The sequence below is a fragment of the Heminiphilus faecis genome, assembly GCF_008728965.1.
In the GTDB taxonomy this organism is placed as follows: Bacteria; Bacteroidota; Bacteroidia; order Bacteroidales; family Muribaculaceae; genus Muribaculum; species Muribaculum faecis.
In genome coordinates this window covers 115337-132636 of the sequence record NZ_VSMC01000002.1, presented here as the reverse complement: position 1 = coordinate 132636, position 17300 = coordinate 115337, and the positions used below count along the sequence as shown (strand labels likewise).

The following is a 17300-nucleotide window of genomic DNA, read 5'->3' as shown; positions in this document are numbered from 1 at the left end:
AAAAGATGAAAAATATAGCAAAATATATTGTCATTGCCTCACTCGTATCCTCTGCTTGGGCATGTGATGACCTCTTTGAACCCGCCATCGAGAACATCATGGATGAGAACAAGATGGATACCGATCCGCGATATGTCGATCAGATCCTCGGCAGTGCGTATATACTGATGCCTTATCCCGGAGTGACCGGCGAAAATAACTCCGATAACCGTAACGATGTGGCTACGGACGATGCCGTGTCAAACAATATCGACAACGCATATCTGACAATGGCTACCGGCGGCTGGACATCAAGAACCGGCAAGTCGGTTGACAACTGGCGCGACCGCAATGCCTCCATCCAGTTTGTAAACTTGGTACTGAAGCATGTCGACAATACGGTATTTGCCAATGACGAAGCTACCAACGCCATGTTTCGCGACCGTCTTAAGGGTGAAGCTTACGGACTTCGTGCCCTCAACATGTACTTCCTTCTCCAGAACTACGCCGGCTTAGACGCTTCCGGCGAGCTTCTGGGCGTTCAGATATGGACTGAGCCTTATACGGCCGAGACTGACATGAACGTGCCGCGCAGCACGTTTGCACAGTGCATGGAGCGTCTGCTCGAAGACGTTAGAAACGCTTCCGAGCTGCTGCCCTATGAGTATTCCGATGCCGCTTCAGCCAATGATGTTCCTGAAAAGTATAAGGCGATAGGTGCTACACTTGACGGATACAACCGTGTGTTCGGTGCGTCTACGTTCCTCCGTATGTCGGGCCGTATAGCACAGGCTGTGGGCTCACAGGCCGCTCTTCTTGCTGCAAGTCCCGCTTTCAGCAACGGTTCAGGCGTGACATGGGAGACTGCCGCCAATCAGGCTGCTGCCGTACTTGATCATATAGGAGGTCCGGCCGGACTTGCTAAGAATGGTCATATCTGGTACTCTGACTCGGAGGTCGGCAATGCTCCTACCGAAACTGTAAGCCATGCTGAGGTTATATGGCGAAGCAGACATGACGAGAATTCCGATATCGAGAAAGAGTGTTTCCCGCCGTCGCTTTACGGTAAGGGACGCATCAATCCTACACAGAATCTTGTCGATGCATTCCCTATGGCCAACGGTTATCCTATCACCGAAAGTGAAGGCAATTATGACAGCTCCAATCCTTATGCCAACCGTGACCCCCGTCTGGCTCTTTATATTGTCACCAACGGATCCCAGCTCGGTATCAACAACTCGGTCATCAACACCGGAGTCGATGCAGGCAATAACGACGGTATAAACAAGGAGTCGGGACACTCGACCCGCACAGGTTACTACATGCGTAAGCTTCTGCGTAACGACGCGAGTCCTAACCCCACCAGCACGGTCAACAAGAACCACGCTACCACCTACATCCGCTATACCGAGATATTCCTGAACTATGCCGAGGCTGCCAACGAGGTATGGGGACCCACCGGCACCGGAGGTCACTCATATTCGGCCTACGACGTGATCAAGGCTATCCGCAAGCGTGCTCTCGGTGAAGGAGTAGAGGGCGGTGACCGCTATCTTGAATCGATAAAGGGCAACAAGGAGAAGATGCGCGAGCTCATACGCAACGAGCGCAGACTTGAACTCTGTTTCGAAGGCGCCCGCTTCTGGGATCTCCGCCGTTGGAACAGCGACCTCAATACACTCAACTCGACCGCCCGTGGCGTATCGATCAATGGTAGCTCTTACAACTATATTGATGTTGAAACCCGTGACTATAAGGACTACATGATTTACGGTCCGCTTCCTTATGACGATGTGCTTAAATTCAGCAATATCGAGCAGAATAAGGGATGGTAATTTTTAACTCTCAAATGGAAAAAATAAATATGAAATACATTAAACACGGTATCGTTTTAGGCTTGGGAGCGCTCCTTGCCGTGGGAGTTTCCTCCTGTAAGAATCCCGATAAGGATTGGCCTGATTATGAGGGTGGTGTTACTGCCTATTTTGCCAATCAGTATCCTGTGAAGTGCATTACTTTGGGTGAGGACGGCGAGCAGGACAACTCTCTTGATAATGAACACAAATACATGATCTATGCCACTCAGGGAGGCGCTTATAAGTCGCGCGACCTTAGAATAGAAGTGGTTGTCGACAATTCATTGACCAACAAGCTGAAGTTCTCCGACGGTTCTCCCGTAAAGGTCATGCCTGAGACTTACTACTCTCTGGAGTCAAATGTGCTTACAAAGAAGAAAGACTTCCTCTTTGGCACGACAGTGACATTGTCTGACGCTTTTTTTGCTGACCCCGATGCCATTAAGCAGACTTATGTGATACCTTTGCGTATGGTCAATGCCATAGGCGCCGACAGAATACTCTCGGGCACTCCTATTGAAGGAGTGGAGAACCCCGACCGTTGCGACCCCTCGGCATGGGACGTCAAGCCCAAGGACTACATCCTGTATTGTGTACGCTACATCAATCCGTGGCACTCAAGCTATCTGCGTCGTGGTATCGACCTGATAACTGAAGACGGTAAAACCGAATCCAATATTCGCCATAAAGAGTATGTGGAATACGATGAAGTGGTATACCTTACCACTAAGTCGCTCAATCAGGCCGTTTTCCCCGTATCGACAGTGGTTCCTGACGGTGAGTCGGTCAAGACACTGACTTGCAACATGGTGCTTACTTTCAACGGCGATGAGTGTACCATAAGCTCCGACACACCCGGCATTACCGCTTCGGGTACCGGTAAATTTGTCAAAGATGGTGAAGAGAAAAGCTGGGATAACGAGGACCGTGACGCTTTATACCTTGATTACCAGATTAATTTCGGCATCCGTCAGTTTGCGACCAAGGACACTCTTGTAGTGCGTGCCCGCGAAGTGAAAGCCGAATTGAACTTCAATCCCACGTATAATAAATAAGAAGTGTTATGAACGATTATAAAAAACTGATATGGGCGCTCCCGCTTGTGTCTGCATTGGCCGGATGTACCGATTTTATCGATAATACCGACTATACTGTCGATAAGCCTGAGAATATAGCCCAGTACGAATATCTCAATTCTTACGGCACGCTTAAGTCGTATCTCGACGCTAACCGTCATAAGTCAGATGTCGCCATTAACCCCGGTTTCCTTTTGGGAACCGGAGTGAATGCCGATGACTATCTGAAGAAGACAGATGTATATTTGCTCACAAACTCCAATTTCGATCAGGTGACTACAGGCAATGCCATGAAGTACAGCTCGATTGTAAACGACAAAGGCGAGATGGACTTCGGCAAAGTGCGCGATTTCGTATCGGCAGCAACCGAAGCCGGTCTGGAAGTCTATGGCCACACTCTATGCTGGCATGAACAGCAGACCGTGAAGTGGCTGAACTCTCTGATCAAGGATAAGGAGCTTGAGGTGGATCCTAACGAGAAGGTGGAAAAAGAGGATTATGTTATGGATTATTCTACTGTTTCATCTTACAATTTCTGGGCTCCCGATGAAGTTAAGCCAAACATTACGATAAATGAGGGTTGCTTTGAACTTGTAAACGCAGCTGCTACTGACAATTGGAAGATCCAATATCATGTTGCCGACGGACTTCCGATTGAAAAAGGAAAATCGTACAGGCTTAAAGTGATGGCCCGTGGTACCGGTGAAGGTACGATGGAAGGTAAAGTCGGTGATTGGGGAGGCGGATCAAATGTCCGTGTTTCATTCGGTACTGAATGGGAAGAACAAGTAATCGACTTTACATCGGCTACCGACGGTGGCTTTGTATTATTGCAGTCCGGTCAATTTGTAGGTACTATTCAAATCAAGTATGTGAAAATCACACATCTTGAGACTCCTGCAATATCAATTCCCGTGCCTATGTGGGAGCCTGATTTCGCTACAGTAGAGGATAAGGATAACGCTATCATGGGCTGGGGTAATAACTCCACCCGTAAAATTGTCAATGATATTCTTGAACTCACTAACCCGTCAGCAGCTAATCCTTGGGATGCTCAGGCAGGAAAAGATTTTGACAAGCCATTAGAGGTAGGTACCAAATATTTCTTGAAAGTCAAGATCAAGGGTAGTGTGGCCGGTAGCATATCTGCCGGATTGCAGAACCCTGACGGATATAAGGGTTGCGGTGACTTCTCCGCCATACCGCTTACTACCGATTGGGAAGAGGTTGTTGTCTCGACTACATGTACCGGTGAGAATGCCTTGCGTTTCCTCTTCAGTTACGGTGCTTATGTAGGAACGATATACATTCAGGAATTAAGTTTCTACTATGAGAAATCGGCAAACTCCATACCGTTGACTCCCGAGGAGAAAGCCGAGGTTCTTACTAACGAGATGGAACGTTGGGTCAAAGGCATGATGGAAGCTACTAAGGGTAGTGTTAAAGCTTGGGATGTCGTAAACGAACCGCTCTCGGGTGGTGGTGGATGGCCTTATCCGATGCAGTCGGCGGCTACTGCTTCCGATGACACTTCCAACCGTTTCTACTGGCAGGATTATCTCGGTGACAACTATGTGCGTGTGCCCATCAAGTTTGCCCGTAAGTATTTTGCTGAAAACGGAGGAAACCCCGCTGACCTTAAGCTCTTTATCAACGACTATAATCTTGAGTCGGACTATGATGACAACGGTAAGGCAAAGAGCCTCGTGGAGTGGATAACCCGTTGGGAAAGCGACGGCGAGACTGTCATCGACGGTATCGGCACTCAGATGCACGTGTCGTACTATATGAACCCCGAGACACAGGCAAGCAAGGAGGAGCATATAGTCAAGATGTTTGAAATACTCGCCGCTTCAGGCAAGCTGATACGCATCACCGAACTTGATATGGGTATCTGCGATGCCGAAGGCCAGAAAATACTGACCAAGGACGTTACTTTTGAGCAGCATAAGGCTATGGCCGACTTCTATAAGTTTATCGTCGAGAAGTATTTTGAAATCATTCCTGTCGATCAGCAGTACGGTATATGCGCATGGGCGCAGACCGACAGCCCCGAGGGCAGCGGATGGCGTCCCGGCGAGCCTATCGGCCTTTGGGACCAGAACTTCAACCGCAAGCCGGCTTACGGAGGTTTCTGTGACGGTCTTGCCGGTAAATAAGTATGATATACCATATTTGAATTAGAAAAGAAGTATCATCTTAACGATTGATATTAATTTGTGTATTTCATGAAAATATGGACGCCGGGAGGCGTCCATATTTGTTTAAAAACCCAAGAAAAATAGTATACTTATGAGATTATTCAAAATTTTGATATTGCTGCTGGCGGCTGTTATGCCGGCTGCGGCGCAAAATCCCGATTTTCATATATATCTGTGTCTCGGACAGTCCAATATGGAGGGCAATGCGGCTGTGGAGCCTGTCGATACGGCCGATGTGCCCGGGCGGTTTAAGATGATGGCAGCAGTGGACTTCCCCGACAAGGGCCGTGTTAAAGGCTCGTGGTATGCTGCTGTGCCGCCGCTTGTACGGCACTACACCGGTCTGACCCCGATGGACTACTTCGGGCGTACTATGGTCGGCAATCTGCCCGACAATGTCACGGTAGGTGTTGTGGCCGTAGCCATAGGCGGATGCCGCATAGAGCACCTTTCAAAGGATTTTGACCCCGCATCGCTGAAAGATGAGCCCGAGTGGCTTCGCAATTTCATGAAGGAGTACGACAATCATCCTTATACACGGCTTGTGGAGTGTGCCAAGGCCGCTTGTCGCGACGGTGTCATAAAGGGCATACTTCTGCATCAGGGCGAGTCAAACAGCGGCGACCCCTCATGGCCGTCAAAGGTGAAGAAGCTGTATGACGACCTTGTGGGTGATCTCGGGCTCGACCCGGCGCAGGTGCCGTTGCTTGCCGGTGAGCTGGTGGCCACGGAGCAGGGCGGAAAGTGCGGCGGCATGAACGATATTATAGCTACTCTTCCCGAGGTCATACCGGGTGCAAAGGTCATTTCGTCGGAGGGACTCGGTCAGCGTGGCGACGGATTGCACTTCACGGCTGAGGCATACCGCGAGCTCGGACGCCGCTATGCCCGTGAGGTTCTTGCCACGCGAACCCGATAGCGGACCGATGCGGAACACGGGGCCAATTTAAAAACACAGTTGTTAAACTGCCAATGTCGGTAGGGATGCCGGTACCACGGCGTCCGGCCGCGACCCGTATGGCCTTTTACAACCGCTCTGCCGTATGTCCATCCGGATTCGCGGGCGCCGTACTACCGGCGCCCCTGCGTATATGTGCGCAATCTGCCATGTGATTTAAGCCGGGGTTACATGTCAAGACCCTTATGTTACATAACATATTTACGGTGCGCGTGTTTTTGGTTATCTTTGTTTGACCTTAACTTGAATAACCAAAATAAATTATAGTAATTATGAAACTCAATCTTATTTCATGTGCATTGACGGCATTGGCGCTGGCTTCATCGGGCGCAGTGTCGGCGCAGGACCGGCTGTATGACAACAGTTTCCCGCTGTCCGACGTCACCTTGCTTGATAGTCCGTTCCGCCATGCTATGGATCTTAATGTCGACGTGCTGCTTCAGTACGATACCGACCGGTTGCTGGCTCCCTATCTCAAAGCGGCGGGGCTGACTCCGAAAGGGGAGAGCTTCAGCTGCTGGGACGGTCTTGACGGTCATATAGGTGGACATTATCTGTCGGCTCTCGCCATCCACTATGCCGCTACCGGCAACGAGGCCCTCAAGGAGCGCATGGACTACATGCTCGGCCAACTCGCCATGTGTGCCGTGGCCCGTGGCGACGGCTATGTGGGCGGTGTGCCCGGAGGCGATGACCTGTGGACGGCGTTGCGCGGCGGCGACGAGAGCAAGATATGGAACTACTGGGTGCCGTGGTACAACGTGCACAAGATGTATGCCGGACTGCGTGACAGCTGGGTTTATGCCGGCTCAAAGGTGGGCCGAAACCTGTTTCTCGGCATGTGCGACTGGGGTATTGATGTTATATCCAATCTCTCCGACGAGCGCATGGAGGCCATGCTCGGCAACGAGTTTGGCGGCATGAACGAGGTGTATGCCGACGCTTACGCCATGACCGGCGACCAAAAGTATCTTGACGCGGCACGCCGCTTCACCCATCACTGGCTTTACGACAGCATGCTTGCCGGAGTCGACAATCTTGACAACAAGCATGCCAATACTCAGGTGCCAAAAGTGGTCGGTTTCCAGCGTGTGGCCGAGATTGCCGATGACGCCGATTATGCCAAGGCTTCCGAGTTTTTCTGGAATACAGTGGTATACAACCGTTCGCTTTCGATAGGCGGCAACAGCCGCCGCGAGCACTTTGCCTCGGCAAGCGATGCCAAGAGCTATGTCGATGACCGCGAAGGTCCGGAGTCTTGCAACACCAACAATATGCTCAAGCTTACCGAGGGCCTGTTTCGCATGTCGCCCGAAGCCCGCTATGCCGACTTCTATGAGCGAGCCTTGTACAACCACATATTGTCGACCCAGCATCCTCACCACGGCGGCTACGTATATTTCACTTCGGCGCGTCCGGGTCATTACCGTGTGTATTCACAGCCCAACAGCGCCATGTGGTGTTGTGTAGGCACGGGCATGGAGAACCACGGCAAGTACGGCCAGTTCATCTATACCCATAACGGTGATTCGCTGCGGGTGAACCTTTTCATACCTTCGGTACTTGACTGGAAGGAAAAAGGCATAAAGCTGACGCAGCGCAACAACTATCCCGTCGAGGGTGTGTCGGAGTTTACCATCAATACTCCCGAGGCCAAGCATTTCAGCCTTCTGCTCCGTCATCCCGGATGGTGCGACGCTGTTACGGTCAAGGTCAACGGCAAGCCGGTGAAGACCTTCTCGAAGCCGTCGTCATACATAGCTCTCGACCGCGAGTGGCGCGACGGCGATGTGGTGACTCTCGATATGCCGATGAAAGTCACTGTCGAGGAGCTGCCCAATCTGCCGAGCTATGTGTCTATACTCCGCGGACCTGTTGTACTTGGCGCTCGTCTCGAAGGCATAGCTCCCACTCCGCGTATTGTGGCCGATGACAGCCGCTGGGCCCACATTGCCGGCGGTGAGCTCGTATCGGTTTTCGATACACCGCTGCTTATCGGCGACCGTGGCAAGCTGCTCAAGAAGCTGCGTGCCATGCAGCCCGTAGGCAACGGAGAGTTCGCGTTCAAGGTGCCGGGTCTGTTCTCCGACAAGTGGGCCGACATTGTGCTTGAACCGTTCTACAACATTCACGATACGCGCTATATGATATATTGGCTCTCAATGACCCCCGGTCAGTACAAGAACTATATGGCAAAGGCCCGCAAGGACGAGGAGATGCGTCTCGCTCTCGACCGCCGTACGGTCGATGCCGTGAACACCGGCGAGCAGCAGCCCGAGGCTGACCACTTTATGGAGCACAAGTCGTCATCGTCGGGCAACTACAACGGTGAACCGTGGCGCGACGCCTCAAACGGCGGATACTTCTCTTATAAGATGAAGACATCTGGTGCCGATAATCTGCTGTTGCGCGTACGCTATTGGGGCAACGAGTCCGGCAACCGCGACTTTGACATCTGCATCGATGACAAAGTGCTCGCTTCCGAGAATACCTCGGGTAAATGGAAGAAAGATGAATTTGTCGATCAGGAGTACGCTATACCGTCAGAGTTTATATCGGGCAAGGATTTTGTGACCGTTAAATTCCAAAGTAAGAAGAATAATGTGGCCGGAGGCATATTCCATGTGCGTCTTATCCGTCCTGAAAAGTAATCAATAACATTAAATAATCATGAATCTGAAAAAAAATGTCGCAGTAGTGGCCGTGCTTGGTGTGATGTTGCCGGCCGGCGCCCAAGACCCAATAATTCAGACCCGTTATACGGCCGATCCCGCGCCGATGGTCTACAATGACACTATATTCCTTTATACTACCCATGACGAAGATGACGCCGACGGCTTCAAGATGCTGGACTGGTTGCTTTATACTTCTACCGATATGGTCAACTGGACCGACCACGGCCCCGTGGCTTCGCTTCAGGACTTTTCATGGCGTAGCCGTGATAACGGTGCATGGGCTGAACACGTTATAGAACGCAACGGCAAGTTCTACATGTACTGCCCGCTTCATGGCCACGGCATAGGAGTGCTTGTGTCCGACACTCCTTACGGACCGTTCAAAGACCCGTTGGGCAAGCCATTGGTCTGGAATAAGGAAAACTGGTATGACATCGACCCGGCTGTATATATAGATGACGACGGTCAGGCATACATGTATTGGGGCAATCCGAAGACATTCTGCGTAAGGCTCAACGAGGATATGATATCTACCAAGGGTGACATAATGGAAATGGATCATATAAACGACTATCAGGAGGGCCCGTGGCTCTGGGCGAGAAAGAACGCGTACGGCGAAAAGAACTATTATCTTGCTTTCGCCTCTACGTGCTGTCCTGAGGGTATAGGCTATGCGATGAGTAAGTCGCCGACAGGACCGTGGGAACACAAAGGGCACATCATGGACCACACACCGCGCACTCGCGGTAACCACCCCGGTATAATAGAATATAAAGGCAAGTCCTATGTGTTCGGATTGAATTATGACCTTTTGCGTCTTATTACCGACGAACATCATGAACGTCGTTCTGTAAGTGCTGCGGAGATGAAATATAATCCTGACGGAACGATAATCGAAGTCCCTTATTGGAAAGATACCGTACTCGAACAGATAGAACCGTTTGATCCTTATCGTAAAGTGCAGGCCGAGACTATGGCGTGGGGATACGGCCTTAAAACTGATAAACTCGGTGAGCGCAACATGTATGTGCACGACATAGACAACGGTGAGTATATCATGCTCCGTGGCGTGGATTTCGGTAAAAAAGGCGCAAAAACGTTCAGCGTCGATGCTTCATGTGTAAAACCGGGTGGTATGATCGAGCTGCGGCTTGATAAAGCCGACGGACCCGTGATAGGGCGTGTGATGATTAAGCCTACCGGCTCTATTGACAATTACAGCCGGTTTACTTGCAAGGTCAAGGGAGCAAAAGGCGTTCATGACCTTTATCTGTGCTTCTCCGGAAATGGCGATGACCTGTTTAATCTTGACAGCTGGAACTTTAAGAAATAATTATGGTTAAAAGATTGATAAACTCAACTGTGTTTTGTTGGATTGTCGTTTCTGCAGCTATGGCTGCAGGGCAGTCCGATAAGACTCTGACAAGTCCTGACGGACGTCTGACGGTAAGTGTTGGTTGCGAAGACGGAAAACCTGTGTATGGCATAGAATATGACGGTATTACTTTTATGAAGCCGTCTCCGCTGGGTCTGAAAACCAATGTCGGTGACTTCACATCGGGCATGGTGATGAGTCGGCCGGAAAATTTGTCGTCAGAGAAAATCACCGCCGATTATTCGTTGCCCAATATTAAGAAAAGTCACGTGGATCAGGACTACACAGTAGGTGTGTACAGGTTTGCGAAAGATGACAAGACCGCTTTTGATGTGGAGTTTCGAGTAAGTGACAATGACGTGGCTTTCCGCTACATACTGCATCCGCAGGGCGATGCTCTGTGCGCCGTAGTATTTGAAGAGGCCACGGGGTTCGAGATGCCTGATGGCACGACTACTTTCCTCTGCCCGCAGAGCAAGCCCATGACCGGCTTCGCACGTACTGCGCCGAGCTATGAGACTTCCTATACGGTTGATGACGCTACCGGCAAGAACGGCTGGGGAGCGGGTTATACATTCCCCTGTCTGTTCCGTAACGGTGAGAACGGATGGCTGCTCTTGTCGGAGACTGGTGTCGACGGCTACTACTGTGCTTCGCGTCTGCTGTCCTCGGGAGCTTCCGGTTATAGAATAGGGTATCCTCAGGAGGGTGAGATAAACGGTTACGGTTCGGTAAGTCCTGCCGTGGCGCTTCCCGCAGAGATGCCGTGGCGTACGGTGACTCTGGGGCGCGATTTGGCGCCTGTAGTGGAGACTACGGTGCCGTTTGACGTTGTAGTTCCGCGATACACCGCTTCGAAAGATTACAGCAAAGTCTATGGCAAGGGCTCTTGGAGCTGGATCATAGGTATGGATGACAGCTGTAACTATGACGAGCAGAAACGCTATATCGATTTTTCGGCTGCTATGGGGTACGGCTCGGTGCTTGTCGATGCTTTATGGGATACGCGTATAGGTTATGACCGCATGGAGGAACTTGCCTCATACGGAAAGACGAAAGGTGTCGATTTGTATCTGTGGTATAACTCCAACGGTTTCTGGAACGATGCACCTCAAAGTCCTCGGGGCATAATGCACGATAGCATGAAGCGACGCAAAGAGATGGCATGGATGCAGAAGGCCGGCATCCGTGGCATTAAGGTGGACTTCTTCGGCAGTGACAAGCAGGATATGATGAAGCTGTATCAGGATATACTTACCGATGCCAACGACTATGGGCTTCTTGTCATATTTCACGGATGTACGTTGCCGCGCGGCTGGGAGGCTATGTTCCCAAACTATGCCGCGAGCGAGGCGGTGCTGGCGAGCGAGAACCTGCATTTCTCACAAGGCAGCTGCGATGCCGAGGCATTCAATGCCACACTGCATCCGTTTATCAGAAATACTGTGGGCAGCATGGACTTCGGCGGTAGTGCGTTGAACCGTTACTACAACAGTGCCAATGAGCCGAGGGGAAGCAAGAGGGTGACCTCCGATGTATTCGCACTTGCTACGGCTGTGCTGTTTCAAAGTCCCGTCCAGCATTTTGCACTTGCTCCCAATAATCTTGACGACGCTCCGTCTTGGGCAATGGACTTCATGAAAAACGTACCCACTACTTGGGATGATATAAAGTATATAGACGGCTATCCCGGAAAGTACGTGGTGATTGCGCGCCGCCATGGCGATAAATGGTATGTGGCCGGTGTGAACGCTATGAAAGAGCCTGTAAAACTTGAGGTCAGACTGCCTATGATGTCAGCTGGCGACAAACTTACACTGTATACTGACAATGCTTCGTTGGAAGGCTCTGTGAAAGATGTGAAATTAAATAAAAAACAGACTGTTTCGGTGACTATACCTTGTAACGGAGGCTTCGTGGCCGTAAACTGATAGTAAAATATGATTATGAAACTGTTAAATATCTTATTGTCGGCGTTGCTCTTTTCGGGCAGTGCCCTGACCGCTTCGGCTGCTGATAATATAGCCGTAAAGCCGGCTGAAACCAATGTTCCCGGAAACGAGTATCCGAAAGTCGACACTTCCGGCAGGGTTCATTTCCGTGTGCATGCACCGGAAAGCAAGTCGATTGGCGTGGATATATGCGGCAAAAAGTATGATATGTCCAAGGACGATGCCGGATTCTGGTCTGTTGTCACCGACAGTCTCGCTCCGGGCTTCCACTATTACTTCCTGATAGCTGACAACGTGCGCGTCAATGATCCGGCGTCGTATACTTATTTCGGTTGCTGCCGCATGGCAAGCGGTATAGAGGTGCCCGAAGGACCGGAAGGCGATTATTATCGTCCGCAGCAGGTGCCTCACGGACAGGTGCGCTCGTGCACTTACTACTCGGAGTCGACCGGTAAGTACCGTCGTTGTATGGTATACACTCCTGCCGAATATGAGACTTCCGGCGACAAGCGTTATCCGGTGCTGTATCTTCAGCACGGCATGGGTGAGGACGAGACGGGCTGGAGCACTCAGGGCTACATGCAGCATATAATGGACAATCTTATTGCCGACGGCCGGTGTGTGCCTATGCTGGTTGTGATGGACAGCGGCGACGTTCAGGCTCCGTTTATTCCCCGTAAGGGAAAGGATGTCAATGAAGAGCGTGCCTTGTACGGCTCATCGTTCTATGACGTGATAATGAAAGACCTCATACCCATGGTCGACTCGACTTTCCGTACTGTCGATGACCGCCAGTCGCGTGCTATGGCCGGATTGTCTTGGGGTGGTTTTCAGACATTCAACACCACACTTAATAACCTTGACAAGTTTTCATACATAGGCGGATTCAGCGGGGCCATATTCGGCCTTGACGTAAAAACGTGCTACAACGGTGTATTTGCAGATGCAAGCAAGTTTAACAAAGATGTCAATTATATGTTCTTGGGATGCGGAACCGAAGAAAATATGGGTACCGAAGCTTTGGTCAATTCCCTGCGCGGACTCGGTATTGAGGTGGATTACTACGTGTCGCAGGGCACAGCTCATGAGTGGCTTACATGGCGCCGTTGTCTGAAAGAGTTTGTGCCGCATCTTTTTAAATCCGACAAATAAACCAATATAATCATAATTATGAGACTTATAACAGCAGTAGCTTCAATAGCGGCGGGTGTCGGCATCTTGTCGGCACAGAACCCTATTGTACAGACAAAGTATACAACCGATCCGGCTCCGATGGTACATAACGACACATTGTATGTATATACGGGCCATGACGAGAAGGGCGCCGATTTCTTCTGGATGCAGGAGTGGCGTATATATTCGACTACCGATATGGTCAATTGGACCGACCACGGGTCGCCTTTGGCCATTGAGGATTTTTCATGGGGCGATGACCGGGCGTGGGCTCCGCAGTGTATAGAACGCAACGGTAAGTTTTATTTTTATGTGCCGTTGCACTCCAAACTGTCGGGTACGATGGCCATAGGTGTTGCCGTCGGCGACTCTCCTACAGGTCCGTTTAAGGACGCGCTTGGCAAGCCTTTGGCTGACGGGAGCTGGGACTATATAGATCCTACTGTCTTTATCGACGATGACGGACAGGCTTATCTGTTCTGGGGCAATCCACGTATATATTATGTGAAACTGAACGAAGACATGATATCGTTCGACGGTGAGATAAAGTGTGTGGAACAGACGGTGGAAGGCTTCGGCGCACCTGATATGAAAAATAGGGAAAAGGGTGTCAAATACAAGGACTGCTACACGGAGGGACCGTGGTTCTTCAAGCGCGACGGCAAATATTATCTTATGTACGCGGCCGGCGGAGTTCCCGAACATATAGCTTACTCGATGAGCGACAATCCCGAAGGCCCGTGGAAGTATATGGGGGAGATTATGCCGCTGCAGGATACCGGTTCGTTCACAAACCATGCGGGTGTGGTGAACTACAAGGGCAATGACTATTTCTTCTACCATACCGGAAAGTTACCCGGTGGAGGCGGCTTCGGCCGCAGTGTTGCCGTGGAACAGTTTAAATACAATACCGACGGTACTTTCCCTATTATCAATGCCACCGACGAGGGTGTGAAGCCGATAGCCACCTTCAATCCGTATCGTCGTGTCGAGGCAGAGACTATAGCTTTCTCTTCAGGAGTGGACACGGAGTCCAATGACAAGACGGGCGTATATGTGTCGGATATTCACAACGGCGACTGGATAAAGGTTCGCAATGTCGACCTCGGAAAGAACGGTCCGCGTAAAGTTAGCGCTTCGCTTGCAAGTGCTCTCCGTGGCGGTGCTGTCGATGTGTGTCTTGACAGTGTCGGAGGTCCGGTCATAGCTACTTTGGACGTAACCCACACTGGTGGCTGGGAAGAATGGAAACTATTCGAGGCGCCGGTAAAGGAAGCCGCTACCGGCATTCATGACATATATTTTGTATTCAAAGGACGCAAGGGTCCCAAACTTTTCAATTTTGACTACTGGGCGTTTGATTGATCCTTTGTCAGCAAGATACATTTAGATTGGTGAAAGGATGCGCCTGAATACATACGGGCTCATCCTTTTACTGTGCAATATGCGGCTTAATATTTTGAATGATTAAAAAATAGATGTCATAAAGATTTGTTTTAAAGTATAAATTATGCGGTATGTTAATATTACGGTGCTAAATTTGTACAGATAAAAATAGATTAACCATGTAAACATTGCTAAAGATGAAAAAGAGTTTTATCACGTTTTTTGCATTTCTATTGATTTTGGCTCATACGGCTTCGGGTGCCGATAATTCAACGACACTTCGTTACAGTCGTCCGGCTGAGGCTTGGGTTGAGGCGTTGCCGGTAGGCAACTCTTCTATGGGGGCTATGATATACGGAGGTGTAGACCGTGAAGTATTACAATTAAACGAAGAGACTTTCTGGAGCGGCGGTCCGTATGAAAACAATAATCCTGACGGTTTGTCACGGTTGGCGGAGATACGACGGCTGATTTTTGAAAACAAGGCCAAGGAAGCGGAGGATTTGATACAAAGCAGCTATATGACTCCGCAGCACGGCATGAAGTACCTTACGCTCGGCTCTTTGTGGATTGACTTCGGCCATAGCGGAAATGTAAGTGAATATGTACGCAGACTTGATATAGCTGATGCGTGTGCTACGGTTGATTATACCTCCGACGGAGTGAAATACAGCCGTGAGACATTTGCCTCTATACCTGACGGCATTATTATTATGAAACTCACTGCCGGCAAGGCCGGTGCATTGAATTTCAGGCTCGGTTATGATGCTCCCAAAGGCTCGACGGTGAAGGTTCATGACGGTGTATTGGCTGTGACAGTGCCCGGAGTAGGACACGAAGGTGTCGCCGCGGCTCTTACGGCCGAGGAGCGTATTAAGGTTATCACTGATGGTAAAACCGTCGGAGATGACGGATATATACAGGTCACCGGAGCCAAGGAGGCTGTGATACAGATATCGGCCGCTACCAATTTTGTGGCATACGATGATGTGAGCGGAGATGCCGCGGCAAAGGCTGACAGGTTGCTTGCCGATGTTGACGGACATGACTACGGGAAGTTGAAAGCCGCCCATGTGAAGGCCTATAAAGAACAGTTTGACCGTGTTAAGCTTGAATTGCCTGACGTAGAGTCATCGTCGGCTGACACCGATGTTCGTGTAGCCGGTTTCCGTGACGTTTATGATCCCTCGCTTATGGCACTGTTGTTTAACTACGGGCGTTATCTGCTTATATGCTCGTCGCAGCCGGGAGGTCAGCCCGCCAATCTGCAGGGTATATGGAACGACAGCATGGATGCACCGTGGGACAGCAAGTACACCATCAACATAAATACAGAGATGAACTACTGGCCGGCCGAGGTGACCAATCTCGCCGAGACCCACCAGCCGTTGTTTGACATGGTGGAGGAGCTGGCTGTGACAGGTGCGCGTACGGCCCGGGTGCTCTATGACGCAAAGGGCTGGGTGGTTCATCACAATACCGATCTATGGCGTGCGTGCGGTCCTGTGGACTATGCCACTTTCGGCATGTGGCCCAACGGCGGAGCTTGGCTCGCCACACATCTCTGGCAGCACTATCTTTTCTCCGGCGACAAGGAATTTCTGAGAAAGTACTATCAGGTCATGCGCGGTACTGCCGACTTCTATATAAGTCATCTTATCGCAGAGCCTGAAAACGGCTATCTGGTGACATCGCCCTCTATGTCGCCAGAACACGGCTATAACAACACGTCCATAACGGCCGGTTGCGAGATGGACAACCAGATTGCCTACGATGCACTTGAAAATACACGTCTTGCGGCAGAGGCTCTCGGTGTAGACAAGGCTTACCGCGATACGTTGATGTCAGCCATAAAACGGATATCGCCTATGCGAGTGGGGCGTCATGGCCAGCTTCAGGAATGGAGCGTGGATGCTGACGATCCGAAGGACGAGCATCGCCACATATCGCATCTTTACGGGCTTTATCCCTCCAACCACATATCGCCATTCCGCACCCCCGATGCTTTTGCCGGAGCGCGTAACACGCTCATGCAGCGCGGCGACATGGCCACTGGCTGGAGTATAGGATGGAAGATAAACATGTGGGCGCGTATGCTTGACGGTAATCATGCCGACAAGATTGTGAGAAACATGATAACGTTGCTGCCGGCGAACCACGGTAATGAAGAGGGACGCCTTTATCCCAATCTGTTTGATGCCCATCCGCCGTTTCAGATCGACGGAAACTTCGGTTACACCGCCGGCATTGCAGAGATGCTTCTCCAGAGTCATGACGGAGCCGTGCACTTGCTTCCTGCGCTTCCCGACGCACTTCCCTCGGGTAGTGTAAGCGGACTTAAGGCCCGCGGTAACTTTGATGTGGCGATGGAGTGGGGTGACGGCCGACTCAAATCGGCATCCATAAAGTCCAATATAGGCGGCCCGTTGCGCATAAGATCGGCAATGCCTTTAAAGGGCAAAGGACTTCGACCCGCTAAAGGAGAGTGCCCCAATCCTTTGCTCTCGGCCGGTTCACCGAGGCCGGTTGAAGTGTCGTCGGAATGTAAAGCAGTTGACCGCCGCGATATAGAAGTATATGAATACGATGTAATGACCCGCCCGGGCGAAACTGTCAAGCTTTCGCCTGCCGCAAAGTAGCTTTAAACGGTAAATGATGAGGGGGCGTGC

At 50.7% G+C, this 17300-nt stretch carries 9 protein-coding genes and 1 pseudogene; all 10 read left to right on the top strand.

Annotated features, from left to right (window positions below):
- Nucleotides 1-5 precede the first annotated feature (5 nt).
- The 10 genes and pseudogenes from FW767_RS01815 to FW767_RS01770 all read left to right on the top strand — a co-directional run bounded on the left by FW767_RS01815 (nucleotide 6) and on the right by FW767_RS01770 (nucleotide 17270).
- A complete protein-coding gene (locus tag FW767_RS01815; RefSeq protein ID WP_150980282.1) occupies nucleotides 6-1814 on the top strand; it encodes a RagB/SusD family nutrient uptake outer membrane protein in 1809 nt (602 codons plus the stop codon).
- 29 nt (nucleotides 1815-1843) lie between these two features.
- Entirely contained in the window at nucleotides 1844-2890 is a 1047-nt protein-coding gene (locus FW767_RS01810; RefSeq protein ID WP_121697934.1) for a DUF5627 domain-containing protein, read from the top strand.
- An 8-nt stretch (nucleotides 2891-2898) separates the two neighbouring features.
- On the top strand, nucleotides 2899-5070 hold the full coding sequence (locus FW767_RS01805; protein ID WP_150980279.1) for an endo-1,4-beta-xylanase: 2172 nt from the start codon (nucleotides 2899-2901) through the stop codon (nucleotides 5068-5070).
- A gap of 133 nt (nucleotides 5071-5203) precedes the next feature.
- Entirely contained in the window at nucleotides 5204-6031 is an 828-nt protein-coding gene (locus FW767_RS01800) for a sialate O-acetylesterase (protein ID WP_235897962.1), read from the top strand.
- 311 nt (nucleotides 6032-6342) lie between these two features.
- The gene (locus FW767_RS01795) at nucleotides 6343-8721 is read left to right on the top strand and encodes a glycoside hydrolase family 127 protein (RefSeq protein WP_121697879.1); all 2379 of its coding nucleotides are present in this window, start codon (nucleotides 6343-6345) and stop codon (nucleotides 8719-8721) included.
- Between the two features lie 19 nt (nucleotides 8722-8740).
- Nucleotides 8741-10078, top strand: coding sequence for a glycoside hydrolase family 43 protein (locus tag FW767_RS01790; protein ID WP_150980277.1), 1338 nt, complete (start codon nucleotides 8741-8743; stop codon nucleotides 10076-10078).
- 2 nt (nucleotides 10079-10080) lie between these two features.
- Nucleotides 10081-12051, top strand: coding sequence for a glycoside hydrolase family 97 protein (locus FW767_RS01785; RefSeq protein WP_121697877.1), 1971 nt, complete (start codon nucleotides 10081-10083; stop codon nucleotides 12049-12051).
- 90 nt (nucleotides 12052-12141) lie between these two features.
- A pseudogene (locus FW767_RS01780) lies at nucleotides 12142-13224 on the top strand (alpha/beta hydrolase-fold protein); the annotation flags it as partial.
- A gap of 18 nt (nucleotides 13225-13242) precedes the next feature.
- Entirely contained in the window at nucleotides 13243-14610 is a 1368-nt protein-coding gene (locus tag FW767_RS01775) for a glycoside hydrolase family 43 protein (RefSeq protein WP_121697875.1), read from the top strand.
- A gap of 218 nt (nucleotides 14611-14828) precedes the next feature.
- Nucleotides 14829-17270: a glycosyl hydrolase family 95 catalytic domain-containing protein gene (locus tag FW767_RS01770; RefSeq protein WP_121697874.1), complete on the top strand. Its 2442-nt coding sequence runs from the start codon at nucleotides 14829-14831 to the stop codon at nucleotides 17268-17270.
- The last annotated feature ends 30 nt before the right edge of the window (nucleotides 17271-17300 follow it).

What these genes read in the sequence shown, in the direction of transcription:
- FW767_RS01795 (WP_121697879.1), top strand. Translation starts at nt 6,343, where the DNA reads ATGAAACTCAATCTTATTTCATGTGCATTGACGGCATTGGCGCTGGCT.
- FW767_RS01800 (WP_235897962.1), top strand. Translation starts at nt 5,204, where the DNA reads ATGAGATTATTCAAAATTTTGATATTGCTGCTGGCGGCTGTTATGCCG.
- FW767_RS01810 (WP_121697934.1), top strand. Translation starts at nt 1,844, where the DNA reads ATGAAATACATTAAACACGGTATCGTTTTAGGCTTGGGAGCGCTCCTT.
- FW767_RS01775 (WP_121697875.1), top strand. Translation starts at nt 13,243, where the DNA reads ATGAGACTTATAACAGCAGTAGCTTCAATAGCGGCGGGTGTCGGCATC.
- FW767_RS01785 (WP_121697877.1), top strand. Translation starts at nt 10,081, where the DNA reads ATGGTTAAAAGATTGATAAACTCAACTGTGTTTTGTTGGATTGTCGTT.
- FW767_RS01790 (WP_150980277.1), top strand. Translation starts at nt 8,741, where the DNA reads ATGAATCTGAAAAAAAATGTCGCAGTAGTGGCCGTGCTTGGTGTGATG.
- FW767_RS01815 (WP_150980282.1), top strand. Translation starts at nt 6, where the DNA reads ATGAAAAATATAGCAAAATATATTGTCATTGCCTCACTCGTATCCTCT.
- FW767_RS01770 (WP_121697874.1), top strand. Translation starts at nt 14,829, where the DNA reads ATGAAAAAGAGTTTTATCACGTTTTTTGCATTTCTATTGATTTTGGCT.
- FW767_RS01805 (WP_150980279.1), top strand. Translation starts at nt 2,899, where the DNA reads ATGAACGATTATAAAAAACTGATATGGGCGCTCCCGCTTGTGTCTGCA.